Annotated in this window: 26 protein-coding genes; 9 read left to right on the forward strand and 17 right to left on the reverse strand. The window is 63.8% G+C overall.

The annotated features are described in order from the left end of the window. The first annotated feature begins 156 nt into the window (after positions 1-156). The gene (locus tag RO009_23595) at positions 157-678 is read left to right on the forward strand and encodes a hypothetical protein (protein ID MDT3688014.1); all 522 of its coding nucleotides are present in this window, start codon (positions 157-159) and stop codon (positions 676-678) included. 203 nt (positions 679-881) lie between these two features. On the opposite strand, the gene RO009_23600 is transcribed toward RO009_23595, so the two are convergent. Together RO009_23600 and RO009_23605 are read right to left on the reverse strand one after the other, a co-directional pair. Further along, complete coding sequence (locus RO009_23600; GenBank protein MDT3688015.1) at positions 882-1,367, reverse strand: Hsp20/alpha crystallin family protein; 486 nt, start codon at positions 1,365-1,367, stop codon at positions 882-884. Between the two features lie 419 nt (positions 1,368-1,786). Then, complete coding sequence (locus tag RO009_23605; GenBank protein ID MDT3688016.1) at positions 1,787-2,191, reverse strand: hypothetical protein; 405 nt, start codon at positions 2,189-2,191, stop codon at positions 1,787-1,789. Between the two features lie 415 nt (positions 2,192-2,606). Between RO009_23605 and RO009_23610 the strand changes: the two genes are divergently transcribed. Both RO009_23610 and RO009_23615 read left to right on the forward strand, forming a co-directional pair. Further along, on the forward strand, positions 2,607-3,347 hold the full coding sequence (locus RO009_23610; protein MDT3688017.1) for a L,D-transpeptidase: 741 nt from the start codon (positions 2,607-2,609) through the stop codon (positions 3,345-3,347). A gap of 111 nt (positions 3,348-3,458) precedes the next feature. Further along, positions 3,459-3,902 (forward strand): hypothetical protein, encoded by a 444-nt coding sequence (locus RO009_23615; GenBank protein ID MDT3688018.1) that lies wholly within the window; start codon positions 3,459-3,461, stop codon positions 3,900-3,902. A 193-nt stretch (positions 3,903-4,095) separates the two neighbouring features. Here the strand turns inward: RO009_23615 and RO009_23620 are convergent, their stop codons facing one another. The 10 genes from RO009_23620 to RO009_23665 all read right to left on the reverse strand — a co-directional run bounded on the left by RO009_23620 (position 4,096) and on the right by RO009_23665 (position 11,108). Further along, positions 4,096-4,311 (reverse strand): hypothetical protein, encoded by a 216-nt coding sequence (locus RO009_23620; protein ID MDT3688019.1) that lies wholly within the window; start codon positions 4,309-4,311, stop codon positions 4,096-4,098. Positions 4,312-4,358: 47 nt separating this feature from the next. After that, positions 4,359-5,213: a carbohydrate ABC transporter permease gene (locus RO009_23625; GenBank protein ID MDT3688020.1), complete on the reverse strand. Its 855-nt coding sequence runs from the start codon at positions 5,211-5,213 to the stop codon at positions 4,359-4,361. Beyond that, positions 5,213-6,148, reverse strand: a complete 936-nt coding sequence (locus RO009_23630) for a sugar ABC transporter permease (protein ID MDT3688021.1) — start codon at positions 6,146-6,148, stop codon at positions 5,213-5,215. The genes RO009_23625 and RO009_23630 overlap by 1 nt, the downstream gene beginning before the upstream one ends. Continuing rightward, positions 6,145-7,173 carry an ABC transporter ATP-binding protein gene (locus RO009_23635; protein ID MDT3688022.1) on the reverse strand — a complete coding sequence of 343 codons (1,029 nt, stop codon included), beginning with the start codon at positions 7,171-7,173 and terminating at the stop codon, positions 6,145-6,147. The genes RO009_23630 and RO009_23635 overlap by 4 nt, the downstream gene beginning before the upstream one ends. Positions 7,174-7,257: 84 nt before the next feature. After that, positions 7,258-8,466 carry a carbohydrate ABC transporter substrate-binding protein gene (locus RO009_23640; protein ID MDT3688023.1) on the reverse strand — a complete coding sequence of 403 codons (1,209 nt, stop codon included), beginning with the start codon at positions 8,464-8,466 and terminating at the stop codon, positions 7,258-7,260. Further along, positions 8,463-9,595, reverse strand: a protein-coding gene (locus RO009_23645) for an IS3 family transposase (protein MDT3688024.1) whose coding sequence is annotated in 2 segments (ribosomal slippage) — positions 8,463-9,334 and positions 9,334-9,595 — 1,134 coding nt in all. Because the reading frame shifts where the segments join, the coding sequence is not laid out codon by codon here. Before RO009_23645 ends, RO009_23640 begins: the two co-directional genes overlap by 4 nt. A 77-nt stretch (positions 9,596-9,672) precedes the next feature. Then, on the reverse strand, positions 9,673-9,840 hold the full coding sequence (locus tag RO009_23650; GenBank protein ID MDT3688025.1) for a twin-arginine translocation signal domain-containing protein: 168 nt from the start codon (positions 9,838-9,840) through the stop codon (positions 9,673-9,675). Positions 9,841-10,068: 228 nt separating this feature from the next. Then, positions 10,069-10,251, reverse strand: a complete 183-nt coding sequence (locus tag RO009_23655) for a hypothetical protein (GenBank protein ID MDT3688026.1) — start codon at positions 10,249-10,251, stop codon at positions 10,069-10,071. A 15-nt stretch (positions 10,252-10,266) separates the two neighbouring features. After that, positions 10,267-10,503, reverse strand: coding sequence for a hypothetical protein (locus RO009_23660; protein MDT3688027.1), 237 nt, complete (start codon positions 10,501-10,503; stop codon positions 10,267-10,269). A 155-nt stretch (positions 10,504-10,658) separates the two neighbouring features. Then, positions 10,659-11,108, reverse strand: a complete 450-nt coding sequence (locus RO009_23665; protein MDT3688028.1) for a hypothetical protein — start codon at positions 11,106-11,108, stop codon at positions 10,659-10,661. A 328-nt stretch (positions 11,109-11,436) separates the two neighbouring features. Between RO009_23665 and RO009_23670 the strand changes: the two genes are divergently transcribed. Then, positions 11,437-11,913, forward strand: coding sequence for a hypothetical protein (locus RO009_23670; GenBank protein ID MDT3688029.1), 477 nt, complete (start codon positions 11,437-11,439; stop codon positions 11,911-11,913). Between the two features lie 67 nt (positions 11,914-11,980). Next, positions 11,981-12,871 carry a YidB family protein gene (locus RO009_23675; protein MDT3688030.1) on the forward strand — a complete coding sequence of 297 codons (891 nt, stop codon included), beginning with the start codon at positions 11,981-11,983 and terminating at the stop codon, positions 12,869-12,871. Positions 12,872-12,937: 66 nt separating this feature from the next. Here RO009_23675 and RO009_23680 read toward each other — a convergent pair whose 3' ends face one another. The 3 genes from RO009_23680 to RO009_23690 all read right to left on the reverse strand — a co-directional run bounded on the left by RO009_23680 (position 12,938) and on the right by RO009_23690 (position 14,714). Further along, positions 12,938-13,999 (reverse strand): amidohydrolase family protein, encoded by a 1,062-nt coding sequence (locus RO009_23680; protein MDT3688031.1) that lies wholly within the window; start codon positions 13,997-13,999, stop codon positions 12,938-12,940. 92 nt (positions 14,000-14,091) lie between these two features. Then, positions 14,092-14,361: a hypothetical protein gene (locus RO009_23685; GenBank protein ID MDT3688032.1), complete on the reverse strand. Its 270-nt coding sequence runs from the start codon at positions 14,359-14,361 to the stop codon at positions 14,092-14,094. Between the two features lie 41 nt (positions 14,362-14,402). Continuing rightward, positions 14,403-14,714 carry a polyhydroxyalkanoic acid system family protein gene (locus RO009_23690; GenBank protein ID MDT3688033.1) on the reverse strand — a complete coding sequence of 104 codons (312 nt, stop codon included), beginning with the start codon at positions 14,712-14,714 and terminating at the stop codon, positions 14,403-14,405. Positions 14,715-15,038: 324 nt separating this feature from the next. Between RO009_23690 and RO009_23695 the strand changes: the two genes are divergently transcribed. Then, positions 15,039-16,004 (forward strand): 50S ribosomal protein L11 methyltransferase, encoded by a 966-nt coding sequence (locus RO009_23695; GenBank protein MDT3688034.1) that lies wholly within the window; start codon positions 15,039-15,041, stop codon positions 16,002-16,004. Positions 16,005-16,090: 86 nt separating this feature from the next. Here RO009_23695 and RO009_23700 read toward each other — a convergent pair whose 3' ends face one another. Continuing rightward, positions 16,091-16,294 carry a hypothetical protein gene (locus tag RO009_23700; protein MDT3688035.1) on the reverse strand — a complete coding sequence of 68 codons (204 nt, stop codon included), beginning with the start codon at positions 16,292-16,294 and terminating at the stop codon, positions 16,091-16,093. Between the two features lie 289 nt (positions 16,295-16,583). Between RO009_23700 and RO009_23705 the strand changes: the two genes are divergently transcribed. Together RO009_23705 and RO009_23710 are read left to right on the forward strand one after the other, a co-directional pair. Beyond that, positions 16,584-18,413, forward strand: a complete 1,830-nt coding sequence (locus RO009_23705) for an aminopeptidase P family protein (GenBank protein MDT3688036.1) — start codon at positions 16,584-16,586, stop codon at positions 18,411-18,413. Positions 18,414-18,428: 15 nt separating this feature from the next. Then, positions 18,429-19,661, forward strand: a complete 1,233-nt coding sequence (locus tag RO009_23710) for a multidrug effflux MFS transporter (GenBank protein ID MDT3688037.1) — start codon at positions 18,429-18,431, stop codon at positions 19,659-19,661. Positions 19,662-19,734: 73 nt separating this feature from the next. Here the strand turns inward: RO009_23710 and ligA are convergent, their stop codons facing one another. After that, positions 19,735-21,825, reverse strand: coding sequence for an NAD-dependent DNA ligase LigA (gene ligA / locus RO009_23715; protein MDT3688038.1), 2,091 nt, complete (start codon positions 21,823-21,825; stop codon positions 19,735-19,737). A 155-nt stretch (positions 21,826-21,980) separates the two neighbouring features. Here ligA and RO009_23720 point away from each other — a divergent pair, with 155 nt between their 5' ends. Then, positions 21,981-22,136, forward strand: coding sequence for a hypothetical protein (locus RO009_23720; GenBank protein MDT3688039.1), 156 nt, complete (start codon positions 21,981-21,983; stop codon positions 22,134-22,136). Positions 22,137-22,145 lie beyond the last annotated feature (9 nt).

Here is a 22,145-nt window from a genome sequence, read left to right on the forward strand (position 1 = left end):
CCTGACGAAAAGAATCGCATTTCAAGGCAGTTAGCGAAGGCCTGAAAGCCGAGCGACATTTTCGGGCAGGCGCCCGGAACCCTGCACGCACCGGAACGATGCGCGGCACGGCACGTTGGCTTGCGAGGGCCATCCACATCAATCCGGACAACGACAATGCCGCTCGGTCTCGCAATGCTGCTGTATTTGACGTGTGCCTTCGCGCTGGCGATGGCGGGGGGCATCGGGCTGTCGGCGATGTTCGCGCCGGTCGAGAGGCCGGAGACGCAGAAGCAGATCATCGCGAAGCCGCCGGCGCAAAATCCGGTGACGCGCGCAACCGTTCAGAACGAGCCGGAAGCGAAAGCCGCTCCCGCGCCGAAAGCCGCGGCAAAACCCGCCGCGCAAGAGCCGATCACGGAGACGACCGGGGCCGCCCGCTCGCCGACCTGGATCGCGCCGACGCCAAGCTACAATTTGCCGGCCCCGCCCGCCGCGCAGAGCGCGCAGCAGGACAGCGAGAAGAAGAAAGCGCGGCAGACGAAACGCAAGGCACCGAAGCAGAAACAGCGCCCGCGCCACGAGCCGGACGATGAGGATTACGGGCGCGCCACCGCCTCTGGTCCCTATGGCCGGGGCCCCGCCTATGGCTATGCGGAGCGTCCGCGTTTCTTCCTGTTCGGCGGCGGCTTCAACTAGACAACGCGTGTTCTCTCCCACCGTCATGCGCGGGCGCGACCCGCGCATCCATCATCCGAAGACAGGATGGATGGCCGGGTCAAGCCCGGCCATGACGCATTCGGTTCAGGCGCAGACATGACGAGGACGAAAGCCAGGCGCGGGCATGACAAAGAAAAAGGCCCGGACTCCGTCCGGGCCTCGCATGCGTCAGTCAGGGCCGATCACCCTTCGCGCTTGACCTCGATCTTCTTGCGCGGCGCCTCCGGCGTTTTCGGCAGCGTCAGCGTCAGCACGCCTTTCGACATCTTCGCCTGGATTTTGTCGGCATCGATGCCGGGCGGCAAGGTGAAGCTGCGGTAGAAGCTGCCGTAGCTGCGCTCCATCATGCGAAAGTCCTGTCCCTTCTCCTCGCTCTCGGCTTTCTTCTCGCCGCGCAGGGTGAGCATGTTGTCGGAGACGTCGATCTCGACGTCCTTCTCCTCGAGACCGGGCAATTCGGCGGTAATCTCGATCGCCTTGTCGGTCTCCTTCACGTCCATGGCCGGCGTCAATTCGGCCATGCGCGCGCCGCCGATGGACGGAAAGCCGCGGCCGAAATCGTCGAACAGCCGGTCGATCTCCTGCTGCAGCGACAGGAACGGATTATTGAAGTCGCGCCGCGCCATCTGGTGGTTGCGGCCGCCGGGAACGAGAGACTTGAAATTCATGCGGTCCTCCTCCTGCATGCGAAACGCCCCAATGCCCGAGCACCGCGACGGCACGGGAAACCTTTCACGCCCTGGTTTTTGAAATCGGCTTGAAACCCCGCGACGCGGCGGAACTCTCTGCCGCAAACGCGCAAGCGGGCGGAATGTTCCCGGCGGGGCGGTTGCGGCGTTCGCATCGTCGCAAGCGATCGCGCCGGCACACTTTCGCGCCCGGCAAAGCGGGCGCGTTGCGAGATGCGCAGGGCGGGGCGCATGCGGGCGCGCTCTGCCGTCATCACATCCAGAGCGCGCCCGTCGGCCGGTGACTGCTGCGCGGCGGCCCGGTGCCGTCGTTTCCGGTCGAATTGCCTGTCGCCTGTTGACGAAGCCGTAACGCAGCGCCGCGGCGGACGTTCCAGCAGATGCGAGCGTTCCAGATGTCAGCGGCTCGGCGCATCCAGCCGGCGGCTGCCCTCTCCGGGCAGGTCGGTGTTGCGGCCGGGGCTCTGGCCGACCGTGCCCTGCTGGCCGGGCGCGAAGCTGGAGGCGCCGCCGGGCACGTTCTGGCTGCCGGGCTGCTGCTGCATCTCCTGCCCCGGCGCGAAGCCGGACGAACCGCGCGTGCGGTTCTGGTTCTGCTGCTGGCCCGGCGCCGCGCCGGATGCGCCGGGCGAAGAGGATGTGCCGGAAGAGGAGGAGCCTTGCGCCAGCGCGGGACTTGAGACGCTCGCGATGATCAGGCTTGCAACCATCACACTTGCAATCGTGAGAGCTGTGATCGTGCGATTTGCGCTCGGGGATTTTGCGCTGCCCGCGGGCAGATAGGCGCGTGCGATGCGTGTCATGCCGTGTGTCCTCGTCCTGCCCTTGACCAACAGGCGCGCAAGGACGTCGTTCCGCATTTGCGCAAGCTGCGTGCAGGGCGGCGCAAAAAAGCCCGGCTGCGCGGGGGAACAGCCGGACGCTCAGTCTGCGCTGCGCGCTGGGGGCAAGCGCGCAGCGCAAGGGAGGATGAGGTTGCTGCCTTCGACTTGAAGGTCCTTGCTGCAAGTGGCGCAGGACCTTGCGTCGGGGGCACGCAAGCATCAACGCCGCACGCGGTGCGATGTTCCGCCCGCCGCCGGTCGCGGCCGGCGCGTTTTACGTTAATGGCCGATCACACGCGGTTTTGACCCGTCCTTGCCCTTGCGCGCCTTTCTAAAGTCCCGCCGCTATGCTCAGATCGCTGCGAGGGGGCGGTCATTGCAGAATTGTGACATCATGCGTCCGCGCTTCCGCCTTCTTGCCGCCGCGATCGCCGTGAGCGGCCTCACGCTCAGCGCTCCCTTTGCCCGCGCCGATCTTTTCATCGAAATCGACAAGACCACGCAGCGCATGACGGTGACGCGCGACGGCGCGCAGCTCTATGTCTGGCCGGTCTCCACCGGGCGCGCCGGCCACGACACGCCATCCGGCCGCTACACGCCCTTTCGCATGGAGAAAGATCATTTCTCGCGCGAATGGGACGACGCGCCGATGCCGAATTCCGTCTTCTTCACCAAGCAGGGCCACGCCATCCATGGCAGCTTCGACGTGAAGAAGCTCGGCACCGCCGCCTCCGCCGGTTGCGTGCGGCTGGCGCCGCCGAATGCGGAGACGCTGTTCAACATGGTGAGGGCGGAGGGGCTGAACAATGTGAAGGTCGCGATTGGCGGCCAGGTGCAGCGCCGCGCGCCGACGGACGAGATTGCGCGCGGAGCGCCGCAGAACATCACTCCTTACGCCGATCAGCAGGGCCCGTCCTATCCCGCGCCCGGCCAGCAATATCAATATCGCGACCGCGACAGCCGTTATCCGGATCCCTATGCCGGCCAGCCGCGTTACGATCCACGCTACGATCCCTATTACGCGCAGCGTCGCCCGTATTACTATGACGATTACGGCCGCCCGCGTTATGTGCAGCCCTATCGCGGACCGCAGATGTATTATGAGCGCCGCGGCTACGGCTATGGATGGAACTGAACGACAGCGAACAGATCAAAACACGCGAACAGACCAAATATAAGGAAGCCGAATCGGGAGATTGGATCGGTCTTGTGTCAAGGGGGGGGGTAAACTCGTGGGAGATAGTCCATGCGCCACAGAACCCTCAATGAAGTCACGCAAGTCGCAACGGTCACACACCTGCCCTCTCCGCCGTCGCGCGAGGTGCGCCGGGAACGCCTGCGCCGCTTCGCCGACGTGCTCGAAACATACGACGGCCCGATGCGGCTGTTGACCCGGATCGAAGACCTGCCGATGCATGCGCGGCGGCAATTGCGCGGCGAATTCTCGCCGCTCGCCCTCGCCTTCCAGGACGATGTCCTGCGCCGCGAGGGACTGGCCGGCGACCGGCTCGGCGACGCCATGACCTTCTTCGGCCTGTCCGGGCATCAGGCGCATCATCTGTTCTGCGATTGCCATTACGGCGCCGTCATCAACGCCCGCACCGTCGCGCGGCGCGTGCGCGCCATGGCCGATCGCAAGAGCCTGTCCGAATGGACGCAGATGATCTGGGCGCGCATGGCGCGGGCCTGATCGCAGCGTTCGGTGCGATGCTGAACCGTTTGCGGCGCGCACAGCGCCGAAGGACGGGTTGCGTGCGCGACCAAACTTGGAAATCGTGTAGGCTTACGGATTTTTGGTGAAGTGTTCTACTTCAACCGCCGCTGCGCGCGCTCCCCCTGTCCGGCGACGCAATTCCGGGCGGCAATGACGCCCCACAGTTCCATCATGTCTTCTTGCGCAGCGCCTCCTGGCGGGTCCGGTACTCGCTTTCCAGCGCCTCGATATGTCCCAGCACATTTTCCAAGGCTTCGCGCTTGGAGTTGTCCTGCGCCTCTTCCAGCCATTGCGCGAACTCCTCGCGCAAGGTGAACAGAAGATCGAGCCGTCCGTTGATCTCATGCAGCTCGCGCTCAACTTCGGAGATGATTTTGCCCGGCATGAGCATCGACCTTGTCAACCTTTTGCACTGCGCGGCAGGCGCCGCGTCTACTTCACCGCCCCCACCGTAAACCCCGCGACGAAACGGTCGACGAAGACATTGTAGATGATCGCGATCGGCACGCTCGCGATCAGGCAGGCGCCCATCATCGAGCCCCAGAAATAGACATCGCCGCGCACGAGGAAGGTCGGCACGCCGACGCTGACAGTGTAGCTCGATGCCGAGGTAATGAAGGTGACGCCATAGACGAATTCCTGAGTCACGAGGGTAAAGGCGAAGATGATCGCGGTGAGCACGCCGGCAAACGAAATCGGCATCACCACCTTGATGAAGGCGCCGAAGCGCGAGAGCCCGTCGATCATGGCGGCATCCTCCAGATCGCGCGGGATCGCCTTGAAGAAGCCCATCAAGAGCCAGGTGCAGAACGGCACCGTGAAGCTCGGATAGACGAGTACCAGCGACCACAGCGAATCCTGCAGGCCGAGAACGGCGATGATGCGCGCGAAGGGGATGAACAGGATGGTCGGCGGCACGAGATAGGTCAGGAAGATCGCAATCCCGAGCGTCTGCGCCCACGGCCCGGTCATGCGCGCGAGCGCATAACCCGCCGGTACCGCCAGGATGAGCGTGATGAGAACGACCGCAATCCCGACCGCGCCGGTATTGATCAGCCATTGCAGGTATTGCGTGTCGCGAAACAACACCTCGAGATGTTCGAGGGTTGGCGGCTCATTGAACAGAAACGGGTTCTTGCTGACGTCGTGCAGGTCGATCGTCGTCTTGAACGTCGTCATCAGCATCCAATAGAACGGAAATGCGAGGAAGGTGATGAAAAAGACCAGGATACCGGCATGGCCGCCGGCCTGGGCGATGCGCGCGAGCTTGAGCGGACGGCGCGTCATCACGTCACCTCAGAACGCCGCGCGAGCAACAGGAACACAATGGCCACCGCCACCAGCACCGGGAAAAGGAAGAGCGACACCGCCGCCCCGCCGGCGAGATCGCCGCCCTGAATGCCGGTGAAGAAGGCCCAGGTCGCGAGCACTTGTGTCTGGTCATAGGGGCCGCCGCGGGTCAGAACGAACACCACGATCATGTCGGTGAAGGTGAAGACGATGCCGAACAGCACGGCGACGAGCGTGATCGGCATCAACAACGGGAACGTGATCTGAAACGTGCGGCGCCAGAAGCCAGCGCCGTCAACCGCCGCCGCGTCGTAGATGTCCTGCGGGATCGAGGTGAGGCCGGCGAGCAGGATGACGGTCGCAAGCGGCACGATGCGCCAGATCTGCACGATGATAATCGAGGCCATCGCGAGATTGGGCTGGCCGAGCCAGATCGGCCAGTCGTTCGGCCCGAGGATACGCAAGGCCTGCCCGGTCCAGTTGATCACCGAATAGATCGAATCGTAGATCCACAGCCAGCCGATCGCGCCGAGCGAGATCGGGGCGACCCAGGGCAGCAGGATCAGAAGGCGCACCAACCACTTGCCGCGGAAATTTCCAGACAGCGCCATCGCCAGGATGTTGGCGAACACGAGAACAAAGAACTGCGAGACGATGGTGAAGATGAGCGTGTTCCAGAGCGCGGTCCAGAACGTGTCGGTCGCCAGAACACGGCGGAAATTCTCAAGTCCAACAAACGCCATGCCACGACTGCCGACGGTGACATCGGAGACGCTGTAGAACAGCGAGAGAAAGAACGGGAAGCCGACGAGCAGCACGATGTAGAGGATCGCTGGGGAGAGCATCAGGCGCCACAACACGCGCTCGTTGTCGACGATGCGCGTGCGCCAGCCCGCCCTTGCGGCGATAGTACCACCGATCGCGGTCGTCATCGCCCGCCCCCGTCGATGCGGCGGCCAGTGTTGCGATCGAAGCGCTGGATCTCGCCCTTGTGCACCACGAAGTCGTAGCGCTCACCTGCTGCGACTTCGGCGCGGATGTTGTTCGGCAGTTTGGAGATCACGTGCGCGTCGGGCGCGCGGCCTTCAAGCACGCCATAAACCAGACGGTCGGCGCCGAGATATTCGACGCGGGTGACGCGGAAGGGAAAGGCGACGCTGTCCTCCGAATTGCCGACCTCGCGCGGCAGGAATGCCTCAGGCCGAAAGCCGACATAAGAGGAGTCGTCGGCGACGAGGTTCATCGGCGGCGAACCGATGAAAGTGGCAACGAAGGTGTCCGTCGGCTTGCCGTAAATCTCGTGCGGCGTGCCGATCTGGATCACCTTGCCCTGATTGAGCACGGCGATGCGGTCGCCGAGGCCCATGGCTTCCGCCTGGTCATGGGTGACGTAGATCGTGGTGGTCGAAAGATTGCGCTGGAACTGCTTGAGCTCGTCGCGCGCCGAATTGCGCAGCTTGGCGTCGAGATTGGACAGGGGCTCGTCGAGCAGGAACACCACGGGCTCACGCACCACCGCGCGCGCGAGCGCGACGCGCTGGCGCTCGCCGCCGGAGAGCTGGCGCGGCTTGCGGTCGAGGAAACGCTCGATGCCGAACATGCGCGCCGCCCATTCCACTTTCTTGCGGATGGCGTCTTTCGGCATGCCGATCGCGCGCAACGGAAAGGAAATATTCTTCTCGACGGTCAGATGCGGATAGAGCGCGTAGCTCTGGAACACCATGGCGATGTTGCGGGCGCGCGGCGGCAGGTCGGTGACGACGTGGCCATCGATGACGATGTCGCCCGCGGTCGGCTGCTCGAGACCCGCGATCAGCCGCATCAGCGTTGTCTTGCCGCAACCAGAGGGGCCAAGCAGGACAAGGAATTCACCTTCGCGTGCGAGGAGGTCAATGCCATCGACCGCGTGCACCTCGTCGAAATGCTTCGATATGTGCCGTGCCTCGACCGTCGCCATGGTTGTCCCTCGGCCTTATCAAAGTCGGCGCCAAACGGGGCCCGGCCCGAGGCCGGACCCCGCCGAAGATTCAGGGGAGAACGATCAGATCATCCCCCGCTCTCTCCATTTGCCCCAGATCGCCTTCATCTTGGTGTCGAGTTTCTTCAAGGCATCTTCGGGCGTCTCCGCGCCGGTTGCCGCCTCGGCGAAAGCAGTATTGAGCAGCCATGTCTGGTACGTGTCGGAAATGGGCGCGGTGGAGTAGCCGGGATAGCCAATGTTGGTCGCCCAATCGAGCACGTCCTCAAGCACCGCATACTTGTCCGGCGGCACCGCCTTCTTGTCGTTGGAGATGAGCTGCTTGAGGTCCGGCACGGTCTGCGGGAAGCACGGGAAATTGTAGAACTCGCTGGCCGTGAAGGCTTCCTTGAAGTTGCCAATGTAATCGACCAGGAATTTCTGTGCGCCCGGGATATTCTCCGAGAATTTCCAGATCACATAGCAATCCATCACGTGCTCGAGGCCCATGCGGCGCACCGGACCCTTGGCGGCCTTCGCAACGGCGATCTTCTCGTGAATCGACATCTTCTGGTTCTCGCCGGTGCGCGTCACCGAAATGGCGTTGAGCACAAGCGAGGAACGGCCGGCGAGCATCTGCCGGTTGTTGGAGGAAGCATCCCAGGCGAGCACCTCGGCCGTCATGCAGTCCTCAAACAATCCCTTGACAAAGCGCAGCGCCTCCAGCGTGTTCTTGGAATTGATGGTGAGGTTTCCGGCCTCATCCTGCTCATGCGCGCCGAACGAATACATGATGGCCCGCATGGCCACGCCGGTATCGATCTCGGCGGAAAGACCGATGCCCACCGGAATGCGAGTCTTCTCCTTGATCTTCTTGCCGCCGACACGGATGTCCTCCCAGGTGTCCGGCTTCATGCCGATGTCACCCCAGAGATCGGTGCGGTAGTTCACCGGGTCCGGCACATAGCTGTCGGAGAAGGCGAAATATCTCTTGGTCTTCGGGTTATAAGTGCTCTTGATCCCGAGATCGATCGCCTTGCCGTTCATCTTTTCGCACTCGGTGTAGACCTCGTTCATGGGCACGACCTGATCCTCGAATACCGAAGGCGGCATGAGGAACATGAACAGGTCGTGGCCCTTCTGCGCCGACACCTCCGCTGCGGCGCGCGACTCCAGAAGCGCGAGATTGATGTTGTCGACGATCACCTCGGTGTCGTTCTTCTTGCCCCATTCCTTGGTGTAGGTGTTGTTGAACCACCGGTCATAGTGAGCTGCACCCCGTCTTTGGATCACGCGGCTGGGGAATTTCCAGCCTGTTCGACCAGTGGCGGGCCGTGCGCCGCTGATCGATTCAGCACGTCGATCGGCGGTCGGTTGCCGATCGCGCTGTGTGGTCGCTCCTCGTTGTAGTGTCTACGCCAAGCCTCGCATTTTCGCTGCGCATCGTCGAGGCTCATGAACCAGTGTGCGTTCAGACACTCGCTCCGGAACTTGCCGTTGAACGACTCGATGAATGCGTTGTCGGTGGGCTTGCCTGGCCGGGAGAAGTCGAGCGTGACGTCACGCTGGTAGGCCCAGAGATCGAGATCGCGCGAGACGAACTCGCTGCCCTGGTCGACCCGGATGGCCTTTGGATAGCCAAGCTGGCGGCCGACACGTTCAAGCACCTCGACAACATCGGCACCGCGAAAGTTGAAGCGCACTTCCGTCGCCGGCGAAAACCGGGAGAACGTGTCCACGATGGTGAGCACGCGCAACTTGCGGCCGGTGGCGAGTTGATCGTGCACGAAGTCCATCGCCCAGATCTCGTTCGAGCGGGTCGCTGGCTGACGGTCGTCTCGCAGCCTGGCCTTGACCCGGCGCCTGGGCGTTTTGTTGCGCAATTGCAGGCCCATCTCGCGATACAGCCGATAGACGCGCTTGGCGTTCACCGGCCAGCCCTCACGCCGCAGCAGCACATGAATCCGCCGGTAGCCGTAGCGCACCCGTGTTGCGGCGATCTCCTTCATCCGGTGGCAAAGGGGCGCCTGCCCAGCGCGGCGGCTCTTGTAGTGGTAGGTCGAGGGCTCCGTCACCAGGACTGAACAGGCGCGACGGATCGAGACCTTCCAGGTCGATCGCGCATGATCGACCAACTGCCGACGCCGGGCAGGCTTCATAGTTTGCGGCGAAGAACATCCTGCAGCATGGCGCGATCAAGCGACAGGTCGGCGACCAGCTTCTTGAGCTTGCCGTTCTCATCCTCGAGCTGACGCAGGCGCTTCATCTCCGAGGGCATCAGACCGGCATACTTCTTACGCCAGTTGTAGAACGTGGCTTCGGAGATCCCTGCCTTCCGGCAGACTTCGCCGATCGCGGTGCCGTCCTCCGCCTGCTTCAGCACGAAGGCAATCTGCGCCTCCGAAAACTTCGATCTCTTCATGGTTCGCTCCGTCCTCCGGCCGTTGCCGCAAAACTGGAATTTTCCAGCTTAGCGCAGTCCAGAAAACCGGAGGCAGGTCAATAGCCGGGGACGAAGTGGCTCCATTGCAGAATCTTCAGTGTCTTGGCGGCCCTTGCTGGTGTGACATGGAAGAACGGGCCGATACTTGCAGCGACGCCTGCGGCAGTCGCCGTCTTGATCGCATCGCGGCGCGACAGCCTGCGATGAGGCTTCTGGCTTTCCATGGATGTCCTCCGTATCGGTACGTGAGCGGACATGCCGCTCGAGACCCTCTTCTGCGGGTCATTTCCATTCCGGCGCGTCCTTTCAACGGACGGGCCTTCGGGCAGTGCAACCGATAATTCCGGACTGCTCAAAAGTACGTGTTGAGGATGCTCCTTTCGCCGGTTGCTGACAAGCGACAGCCGACCGCACCCATGTATGGTGCAGCGCCGGAAAGGCATGTCATTCGCTCATTTGTGATTGTGCGGGTGCGCGTGATTATGCAGAGCGCGCCACTTCGGGCCCGGCCCGCGCATGTAGTGCCGTTCGGGCCGATAGGGATCGAAAATTGTGCGGCGCAGTTCGGACCAGAATGTGCGGATCGCGTCCACCCGGATGGAACGTCGTGGCCGCATGAGCATCACGCTCGGCATGGCGACCCTCCCTTTTCAATGCGGCTTGCCCAGCATCGACGAGAAGGGAACCGCGAAAATCTCGCAGCCCTGCGTATCGCTGACAATCAAAATCCAGTCGCGCCAATCCTCGAGGTTGGGACTGCCGATCAGCGATTGCATGATTTGCACGGCGTAGTCGCGCGCCTCGATCAGATCATTGACGGATGTTCCCGCACGATCCACCACCTGCGTCTCGCCACGGCTGGCGCAATGGAAATAAAGCTGCCTCATCTTCAGCCTCCTTCAATTGCGAAAAGATTCCGCTTAGTTACGGATACCGTGGCTGAGGTTTCAGAAAAATTCGGATAATGCCCCTAAGGGGGGTTACGGAGGGGTTGGCCAATATCCGATCAAATTGTGCGCAGTCGCTTACTCGCACGCCAGCGCTAGCCGTCCGCCTTGGGGCAACGGCGGCCTGAATCATTGCGTTCGCCATTCGGGCCGCAGCTCACATCGCCATCCGGATCGCGCTGAATGAACAGCCACAGCCGCCCGCCGGCGCCGGATTGCACGCGGATGCGCAGCGAGCGGCCGGGATCGGAATAGTCGCCGAACCAGCCTATTTCGAGATCGACCTTGCCGAGCTGCCGCGCTTCTTCGATGCGGTTGCGAAACGCCTTGCCGCCAAAACTGCCGATCTTGAAAAAATCCTGCCCGACCGGGCCGCGTCCCGTATAGCCCGACTGCGCGAGCTCGGTGCGGTTACAGAGCAGAACGGTGCCGAAGCGGTCGATGGCGATGACGCCGAAGGGAAGCGCGTCGATTTGGTCGCCCGTCAATCCGCTCATCGCGGCGGCGAGATCGGCCCTGTCGAAATCGACATCGTTAGCCGTCATCGCGCCCCACAGCGGCCGAGGCCGGTTGAAGTTCGCCGGCACGGATCAGTTCAAATAAGGCACCAGAACGGGATGGCAGCGGTGGCGAGGTCACGTTTCGGAAAAATCTTTGCGGATGCGGGCGGCTTGGATCAGGTGGTTTGGGCGTGTGTGGAAAACGGCGAATCTAACAATGCAAGCAAGAGTTACACACGCGTTCGCGCCTGTCTGCCATCTTTTCACGCAGATGTGCATTGCACCCATCCTGCAACCACGGGATGAGAGGACCTTTCTCGGTATTAATAACATGCATCAAGGCGATTTTCCGGGCCCGACGCGTGGCGGCGCGATGGCAGCGACACGCGACGCAAAGCTGCAGGATCTGGATCGTCATATCCGCTCGTCCGCCCTCAAACGTCTTTATCAACGCTGGCGCGCGTCGCTGCTCGATCAGCCGCATCTGCCGTCGGTCGAGACATTCTCATTTGATGGCGAGGGTCTCGCCGATCATGTGTTCGTCGCGGCGGTGGAGGACACGTGCTTTCGCCTGGTGTCGGTCGGCAAGGCGCTGATCGCGCGCCACGGTCAGCCGCTGGTCGGCACCACTGTCCTCGATGACGCGATCGAGATGTTCGGTTCGCTGCGCAGCAGCTATGGCATCTGCGTGGAAAAGGAAGCGCCGGTCTACGAATATGCGCGCGCCCCGTTGCGCGACGAACGGCCGGCGCTGTTCGAGCGTCTCATTCTGCCGTTGTTCGACGGCGGCAGCCGGGTGACACATCTCGCCGGCGTGGTTTTGTTCAGCGACGTCGATCCGACGCACTGACGCTGTCACCCTGCTGCCTTGATTGTGCCATTTGCTGGACCGCTTTTTTTCGTTGCAGGAGGCTGCCATGGGCGTGCTTGACGTCATTCTCGGCCGCGATGAAAACGGCAATGTCTCGAAGATCAACCTGGCGCTGATCGCGTTGATGCTTTGGAAGATGTACCAGAGCACGCAAGGGCGCGGCGCGCCCGAGCCGATGCCCGCGCCCTCGGGACGACGGGCCGACAGTCCCGCTCCCTCGCAGCAAGAGACGCAGCAGCCCACGCCAAATCCGGCGCCGTCTTCGCGCGACGCCACTGACGGCGGCTTCCGCGATCTGACCGAAGCCATGAACCGCATGCCCGATTACCGGCGCGATCCAGGTGCCGGCGGCGGACTTGGCGGCGGACTCGGCGACATCCTCGGCGACATTCTGGGCGGCGGGCGCGGCCGCGGCGGTCAGTCGCAACCGGGCGGGCCGGGCCGCGGCGGACTGGACGACATTCTCGGCGACATCCTTGGCGGCGGACGGCCATCCGGGCGCGGCGGCCAGCCGGGCGGCGGGCTTGGCGATATCCTCGGCGACATTCTCGGCGGTGGACGGCCGGGTGGCATGCGCGTGATGGGCGCGGGCGGTCCGCAAGGCGATCCTTTCTCCGATCTGTTGCACGGAGCCGGAGGTGGAGCGCTCGCTGGTCTGCTCGGTGCGGGGCTCGGCGGATTGCTGCAGCAATTCGATCAATCCGGACATGGCGAGCAGGCGCGTTCCTGGGTCGACCGGAGCGACAACAAGCCGATCTCGCCATCCGAGATCGAGGAAACGTTCGGCGCCGACACCATCAACACGCTGGTGCGGCAGCTCGGCGTGCCGCGCGAGGAATTGCTGTCGGGACTGGCGCAGGTGCTGCCGCAGGCGGTTGACCAAATGACGCCGGACGGACGCATGCCGACGCAGGAGGAGATGGCGCGCTGGAGGTGAGTGAGGCCGGCGCGTAATAATCGCAGCAACAACCGCGCGTCATTCAGAAAAGGCCAAGCGCCAGCGTTACGCGAGACCCATCAGCTTCAGCGCGTTGCCGCCGGCTACCATCTGCTGTTCGGCCGCGCTCAGGCCGCAGGAAGTCAGCGCCTCCTGCAGCCGCTGCGCGACCGATGACTCGGTGAAGATCGGCCAATCGGTGCCGGCGAGAACGTGATCGGCGCCGAGAAGCTCCACGGCGCTGCGGATCAGCGCCGGCTGCAATCCCATGGTGTCGATATAGACATGGCGGCGGCTCAGCTGGGGCGCGTCGCGCCGCATCGAGCGACCGCGGCCTTGCACCAGCCCGGCTGCCAGCAGAATGCCGCCGATGGCAAGCGTGGTGACGACGACGCGCAAACCGGGCAGGTCGTCGAAGGTGCCGCTTTCAAACAGCGCGATCAGCGCCGCGGCATTGATCGTGCCGCGGTTGAAGGTGTTGCCCAGCCGGCCATAGGCCGCGAAGCGTTTGCGCAGTTGTGCGTCGGTGACCGGATGCACGAAAACAGGCACGCCCAAGGCGGCGGCAGCCGCGAGTGTCGGCCGTGCCTGCGGCGCATCGAGAAACAGATCGCGTTTTGCGCTTGCCACAAATACGCCGCGCAGGTTGAGTTCGCGCACGGCGCGGGTCAATTCGCGCGCACCGGCATCGCCACTATAGGCATCGACCGTCGCCAATCCGTGTAGCTGTCCGGGATGGCGGCCGATGAGTTCGGCAAGCGCATCATTGATTCGGGAAGGCAGGTCGGCCGGCACGTCCTCATCGGCATTCTGCAGAAATTCGAGCGGGGTGTTCACCACGCGCGCGGCAATGCCGGCTTTCTCAATCGACGACAGCAACGCCTGCGCATCCGACAGATCACGATTGACGCGTTCGAAATAGGCTTTCAGCGCGGCCGGCGCGGCAGCTCCGGCGATCGACTTGAAGGCCGGCCCGACGAAATGATTGTGAAAGTCGACAATCTTCAGCGCCGCGCCGGTTGGCTCCGCGCCTGCGCTTGCCTGCGCGCGCGCGTGAGGCAAACCGGCCAGAGCCACGGCGCAAGCGCCGGCCAGGAATTTTCGCCGATCAGGACTTTTGGAATGCATGGCCATCTCCGCGTCAGCAGGGCACGGCGCATTTCTGGCAGAAGCATAGCTGGTGAGGAGATCAGATGACAGCCAACGCAGCGGCCGAAATGTCAGGGCTCACGCGTTTTCGGCGGCCATTTGCGCTCAAGCCAGTGCAGCAGGCGCGCGAGCGGCGGGCGCAAAGGCGGCCAGTCGACCGCGATCAGCAGCAGCCCAAGCGGCAGCATCCACAGTCCGAGGACCGGCAGAAAGCTGAATATGCCGCCGAGCACAAGGAAGACGGCAACCGGGTAGCGCACCATCCAGACGTTCGGCCGGCGCAGCCAGCGCGAGGAGCGCATACAGAATCCCGGCAGCCGCTCCTCGAAGCGGTGCAGCAGCGCATGGAAATCGTACCTGGGATCGGGCCGGCTCTCGACGCTCACGTCTTCTTCTCCAGCAGCAATTGCCCGCGCGCCTTGATCGCGGCCTGCGTGACCTCCGCAAATTTTTGCAGCAGCCAGGGCAGCGTCACTTCGAGGCGAATCTGATCCTCGGCCACATCCACGGTTCCGGACGCCGCCTGCCCCAGCGCGCGCACGCGGAAATTCATCCGATCGCCGTCCCAGCGTTCCTCATCCACCGCAATCGCCGGAAACGACGCCGCCGCGCGCGAAAGGCCCGGCCGCAAACGGCGCAAGGCTTCCTCCTTGCCGAGGGAGTGCGGAATCGACACGACCAGAGGCTTCGACATTGTTCTGTATCCTGCGACCTGTTCGGGGCGAGACCGAGGCCCCGGCAGGGCTGCATGTAGGTATTTCCGGCGGCCAATGCAGGGGTTCATTCCGGGTTCGCCGCTGCCCCGGAAAAACGCAAACCGATGATGTCGATAATTACGGGGTGAATCGCGGGCCCGGCGCGAAAATATGAGCCAATTGCGGGACCGCGGCTGTGCACAGCCTGTTGAAAAAGCGCCCAAGACACCGCCGCCGCGATATGTGAAGAACGAAGGCCGCCCTGTGAGTTCCCGCCTGGGATTCAGGTGGACAATCCCGCCTCGGCCTTGCCGCAATCCGCAATGACCACCCTGCCCCCGCATCCGCCAACAACCATCGCCCGGCTGACCACCGACGAAGCCACCGCCCGGCGCCTTTCCGACGTCATGGCGGAGATCCTGCCGGCGGATGAAGTCGCGGTGTCGGCGTTCGAAGCCGACGAGGCCGCCCGGCAATGGGCTGTCGAATTCGTGTTCGAGCATGCGCCCGATGAAGCCGCATTCCGCGCGCTGCTGGCGCGACAGGCCGACACGCAGATCGCGCAATCGCTGATTTTCGAAACGCTGCAGCCCAAGGACTGGGTGGCGGCGAGCCTCAAAGGCCTCGCGCCGGTGTCGGCGGGGCGCTTTCTGTTGCATGGCGCGCATGATCGTGCCTACGCGCCGGTCAATCGCATCGCCATCGAGATCGAGGCGGCGCTGGCGTTCGGAACGGGACATCACGGGACGACAAAGGGGTGCTTGCTGGCGTTTGACGATTTGCTGAAGCGCAGGAAGGCGAAGCGTGTGACCCGGCTCCTCGCTCCGCTCGGAGCCGCCCTGCCCCACAAGGAAAGAGGAAAAGACGATATCCTCGACATCGGCACCGGCACCGGCGTGCTCGCCATCGCGGCGGCGCGGGCGCTGCGCCGAAAAGTTCTGGCGAGCGACATCGATCCCATTGCGGTGCGGGTGGCGCGTGAGAACGTGCGGCACAACCGCGTTGCATCCTATGTCACGCTGTTCGCCGCTGCCGGCGCGATGCACGGCCGTTTCCGCCGCAGCGGCCAGCACAGCCTGATCTTCGCCAATATCCTCGCCTCGCCGCTGAAACGCATGGCGACACCGCTCGCCAGATCGCTGGCGCCGCAGGGCGTGATCATTCTGTCCGGCCTTCTGCCCGCCCATGCCAATGCGGTGATTGCGGCCTATCGCATGCAGGGCCTACGCCTGCGCCGCCGCTATCTGATCCATGGCTGGGTGACGCTGACCATGCAGCGCGGCCGCTGACAGCAAAATGCCCCGGCCGAGACCGGGGCATTTTTGAGGGCACGTGTTTGAGAACGCCAGGAACGGCCGGAAACGCCGACCTCTTGTTACGGATTGATTTTCGGCTGATTGCGCTTCAACAGCTCTTCGAATTCGGCCGGCATCAGATGCCGGTGCAGGGAGATTTCGCGGATCGCCTGACGCGTCCGCGCCTCGACGAAGGCATTCCAAAGCCGCGTCCAGATCGTGGTCGACGGTTTGGCGGTGACGGTACTGGCGGTCGGTGCGGCGCCATAGGTGATTGCAGCCATGGTGTGTCTCCTTCAGGAAATCGGCGGACACTCCGGGTCGGTCCTCCAGACTTTCTGCATTGCAATATAGATCGATCTTTTTGCATTGCACAAGAAGCGTCAAAAGCGCATGGCGGGGACGATAAAGCCGCATAAATGCTTCATATTCCGGAAACAAATGGCCTGCTTCATCCAGTTTGATGAATCCTGGCTCGGGGCCAATTTCGCGTCGCACAAGGTCCGGGCAGATGTTATGCGGACGGGCGATGGCCGGTTTGCCGGCCCCAATTCCCACCCCTACAGTCGGCCGATGTTCCAAGCCCGATTCCAGAGCTTTGACGACCGCGCCGACGCCGGCGCGACCGCCCCCCGCATTGCCACCCTGCGCGCCGCGCTGAAGGCGCGAGGGGTCGACGGCTTCATCCTGCCGCGCGCCGACCGCCACCAGAACGAATATGTGCCCCCGGCGGAGGAGCGGCTGGCCTGGCTCACCGGCTTCACCGGCTCCGCGGGCGCCGCCATCGTGCTGGCGGACCGAGCCGTTCTGTTTGTCGACGGGCGTTATACGCTGCAGGCGCGCGAGGAAATCGACACCGCGATCTTCGCCATTGAACATCTGGTGGAAACGCCGCCGTCGGTCTGGATCGAGCGCAACCTGCCGGCCGGCAGCAAGCTCGGCTATGATCCCTGGCTGCACACCGCCGAAGGCGCCGAGCGGCTGGCGAAAGCCTGCGCCGCGGCCGGCGCATCGCTGGTGCCGCTCGATCCCGATCCCATCGATGCGATCTGGTCGGACCGGCCGGAGCCGCCGCTCGGACCGGTGACGCTGCATCCTGCGCGCTATGCCGGGGAGGAGGCCGCGGCCAAGATTGCGCGTGTGCAGGACGACATCGGCAAGGCGCGCGCCGACGCGCTGCTGGTGTCGGACCCGCATAACGTCGCCTGGCTGTTCAACATCCGCGGCTCGGACGTCGCACATACGCCGCTGCCGCTGTCCTTCGCGCTGGTCGGCAAGGACGGGCGGCCCGCGCTTTATGTCGACGGCCGCAAGCTGACCAATGCGGTGCGTGACGCGCTGGAACAGCTCGCCGATCTGCGCGAGCCGGAGCGGCTGGCGGACGATCTCGCCGCGCTCGGCGCGGGCGGCAAGAGCATCCGCATCGATCAGGCAACCGCCGCCGACGCACTGACGCGGATCGTGAGCGAGGCCGGCGGCAAGCCCATGCGCGGCGCCGACCCGATCACGCAGATGAAGGCGGTGAAGAATGCGGCCGAGATCGACGGCGCGCACGCCGCGCATCGCCGCGACGGCGCGGCGGTGATTTCCTTTCTCGCCTGGTTCGACCGCGAGGCGGCAAGCGGCAAGCTGACCGAGATCGACGTCGTGGAAGCACTGGAAAGCTTCCGGCGCGACACGGGTCTGCTCAAGGACATTTCCTTCCCGACCATTTCCGGCTCCGGGCCGAACGGCGCCATTGTGCATTACCGCGTCACCGCGCGGAGCAACCGCCGCGTTCAGCCGGGCGAATTGATGCTGATCGATTCCGGCGCGCAATATGAGGACGGCACGACCGACATCACCCGCACGGTGCCGGTCGGCGCGCCGAGCGAAGAGATGCGGGCGCATTTCACGCTGGTGCTGAAGGGCCATATTGCCATCGCGCGGGCGATCTTTCCGGACGGCACCACCGGCGCGCAGCTCGATTCATTCGCGCGGCAATATCTGTGGCAGGCGGGGCTCGATTTCGACCACGGCACCGGCCACGGCGTCGGCAGCTATCTGTCGGTGCATGAAGGGCCGGCGCGCATCTCCAAACTCGGCGCGACGCCGCTGAAGCGCGGCATGATCCTGTCGAACGAGCCCGGCTATTACAAGACCGGCGCCTACGGAATCCGCATCGAGAACCTCGTTCTGGTGGTGGAAGCCGACGCCATCGAGGGCGCGGAAAAACAGCTCAACACCTTCGAGACGCTGACTTTGGCTCCCATCGACCGGCGGCTGATTGACCCGACGCTGATGACCATCGGCGAAATTGCATGGCTCGACGATTATCATGCGCGCGTTGCAGAGACGATTGCACCGCTGGTTGATAAACAGACGGAAACCTGGCTGCGGGCGATGACGCAGCCGCTTCTCTGATTTTTTGGAACTTTCGTGGACGCCACTCCTCCCAAGCCGCCGGCCGATACCGCGCGCCTGCGCACAGGCGCGGGACCGCTGCTCGCTTTGCTGATGGCGATGACGGCGATCGGGCCGCTGTCGCTGAACATCCTGGTGCCGGCAACCCCCGGCCTCGTCGCCACGCTGAAGACCGATCCGGCGACGGTGCAGCTCACGGTGTCGCTGTATCTCCTTGGACTTGCGGTGTCGCAGCTTGCGCTTGGCCCCTTATCGGACCGCTTCGGCCGCCGGCCTGTGGTGCTCTGCGGATTGCTCGTCACCGTGGTGTCGAGCTTTGTCGCGCTGTTCGCCTCCAGCATCGGCGAGATCATTCTGGCCCGGACGATCCAGGCTTTCGGCGCCTCCACCGGGCTGGTGATCGGCCGCGCCATCATCCGCGATCTCTATGAGCGCGAGCGCGCCGCCGCGATGATCGGATGGGTCGCGACCGTGATGGTGGTGGCTCCGATGGTCACGCCGCTGATCGGCGGCATCCTCGACACCGCCTTCGGCTGGGAAGCCACCTTCGTCTTTGTCGGCGTCTACGCCTTGCTGGTGCTGTTCTGGTCCTGGACCAGCCTGCAGGAGACGCGGCCCGACCACGTCACCAGCGGCGGCTTGCGCTTTCTTGTCCGTGAAACCCGCGCGCTGTTCAAAAGTCGCGCCTTCAACGCCTATGTGCTCGCTGCGACGCTCGGCTCGGCTACCTTCTTCGCCTTCCTCGGGGGCTCGCCGCATGTGGTGATCGAGCTGATGGGCGAATCCTCCGCCGCCTATGGCGCCTGGTTCATTATCACCGCCTTTGGATACATGCTGGGCAATTTCGCCGCGGCCAATCTGTCGCCGCGCTTCGGCATCGACACCATGATCCGCGCCGGGCTCGGCATCGAATTGCTCGGGGCTCTGGTGACGATCCTTGCCGTCTGGCTGTTCCCGTTCGGCGGCCCGGCGACGATCTTTCCGACGCAATTCCTGGTCTCCTTCGGCAACGGCACGCTGCTGCCGAGCGCGATCGCCGGTGCCGTCAGCGTGCGGCCGCAGGCGGCGGGCACCGCCTCGGGCATCGTCGGCTGCGCGCAGATGGCGGTCGGTGCGCTGGCCGCACAAGGCACAAGCTGGATTGTCGCCGGCTCGATGACAGCATTGCCGATGGCGTTCACAATCTTGCTGATCGTTCTCGCCGCGATCGGGAGTTATGCGGTGTTGATGTGGGGTATACGAGATTAGTCGGCAACGCTTCGTCATCCTGAAGCACGCGCCAGGCGAGCCTCAAAGGATAACGGTGCGAGATGATCAGACCTTATCCGATCATCTCCAGCCATTCGTCCTCGCTCACCACCCTCACGCCGAATTTCTGCGCGTCGGTGAGCTTTGATCCAGCGCCGGGGCCGGCAACGACGAGATCCGTCTTTTTCGAGACCGAGCCGGAGACTTTTGCGCCGAGCCGCTCCGCCTGCGCCTTCGCCTCGTTGCGGGTCATCTTTTCCAGCGTCCCGGTAAAGACGACGGTCTTGCCGGCGACGGGGGAATCCGTCTTCGCCTGAGGCATCGGCTCGACTTCGATCTCCTCGAGCAAACGAGCAAGCGCTTCACGATTCTTCTTCTCCTTGAAGAATTCGACGACAGCCTCGGCCACGATCTCGCCGATGCCGCCGATATGGTTCAGTTCCTGCCAGGCTTCCGACTCTTCGCCCTTCCCCGCCGCCTTCATGCCATCGAGGAACGCATCGATCGTGAGGTAGTGGCGCGCCAGCAACTTGGCGTTGCCCTCGCCGACATGGCGGATGCCGAGCGCATAAATTAATTTGTTGAGCGGAATCTTGCGCCGCTCTTCAATGGCGGCGAACAGATTACGCACCGAGGTTTCGCCATAGCCCTCGCGCTCTTCGAGCTTCTTGCTCGCGCGCTTGTTGCGCTTCTCGAGCGTGAAGATGTCGGCGGGCTCCGTGATCAGCCCGTCGGCGTAGAAAGCCTGGACCTGCTTCTCGCCCAGCCCCTCGATGTCGAAGGCGTCGCGCGACACGAAATGCCGCAACCGCTCCACCTGCTGCGCCGGACAGATCAGGCCGCCGGTGCAGCGTCGCACCGCCTCGCCCTCCTCGCGCACGGCATGGCTGCCGCAGACCGGGCAGGTCTCGGGGAACTTGTAGGGTTTTGAATTCTTCGGACGTTTCTCCAGCACCACGCCAAGCACCTGCGGGATCACGTCGCCGGCGCGCTGGATGGTCACGGTGTCGCCGATCCGCACATCCTTGCGCGCGATCTCATCCTCATTGTGCAGGGTCGCGTTCTGCACCACCACGCCGCCGACAGTGACCGGCTCGAGTTTCGCCACCGGCGTCAGCGCGCCGGTGCGGCCGACCTGGATGTCGATATCCTTGACGATGGTCGTCGCCTTTTCGGCGGCGAATTTGTGCGCGATCGCCCAGCGCGGCGAGCGCGAAATGAACCCGAGCCGCTGCTGCCAGTCGAGACGGTCGAGCTTGTAGACCACGCCGTCGATGTCGTAGCCGAGCTTGGCGCGGCGCGCTTCGATGTCACGGTAGAAGGCGAGCATCGCCTCGACGCTCGTGCAGGTCTTGAACAGGGGATTGATACGGAAGCCGCAATCGCCGAGCCATTCAACCATCGCCGTCTGCGTGTCGGCGAGCATGGCGCTCATCTGCCCCCAGCCATAAGCGAAGAATTTCAGCTTGCGCGAGGCGGTGATCTTCGGATCCTTTTGGCGCAGAGAGCCCGCGGCGGAATTGCGCGGATTGGCGTAGACCGGCTCCCCCCGGTCCGCCTGCCGCTGGTTCAGTTTCAGGAAATCGTCGTGCGTCATGTAGACCTCGCCGCGCACCTCGGCGATGTCAGGGAGTTTCCTGCCCTTCAGCTTCTCCGGAATGTCGTCCAGGGTCTTGACATTGGCGGTGACATCTTCGCCTTCGGCACCGTCGCCACGCGTCGCGCCGGTGACGAGAATGCCCTTCTCATAGCGCAGCGACAGCGACAGCCCGTCGATCTTGGGCTCGGCGGTGAAGGCCGGTACCTCCGTCAGCTTTAGGAAGCGCACCACGCGCTCGGCGAATTCGGCGACATCCTCGTCGGTAAAGGCGTTGTCGAGCGATAGCATCGGCACCGCGTGCCGCACCTTCTTGAACTTGCCGGTGGGAGCCGCACCGACGCGCTGCGAGGGCGAATCCTTGCGGATGAGTTCCGGGAAGCGTGCTTCGATCTCGTTGTTGCGCTGGCGCAGCGCGTCGTATTCAGCATCCGAAATGGTCGGCGCATCCTGCTGATAATAACGCTTGTCATGCTCGGCGATCAGCTTGGCGAGCCGTTTCAGTTCGGCTGCGGCCTGCTCCTCAGTGAGCTTGTCGACTGGCGTGAATGGGGCGGCTTGGGACACGTTCGCAATTCCTGATCCGGGGGCGACCTTCTCCCATTTGTCGCCGCCCGCGCAAGCGTCAACCAAGCCTGCTGGGGATACGTCATTGTGAACCGGATTGAAGGCGCTGACGACCATTGTCCATTCAGGTAACAATCCGGATCGAGGCAGACACGATGGTAACTTGGAAATACATCGCCCTCGCGGGCGCGCTGGCCATCGTCTTTCTGCTGATCGTCACATTCGAGCGGCAGCGAAACTGCCGCTACGCCGACGGCGTCCATTGCGAGCTGTTCGGCACGCGGCCCGGCAAATATGGCGGCCCGCAATAGGACGGCGCG

The sequence above is a fragment of the Pseudorhodoplanes sp. genome (assembly GCA_032027085.1).
Lineage (GTDB): Bacteria > Pseudomonadota > Alphaproteobacteria > Rhizobiales > Xanthobacteraceae > Pseudorhodoplanes.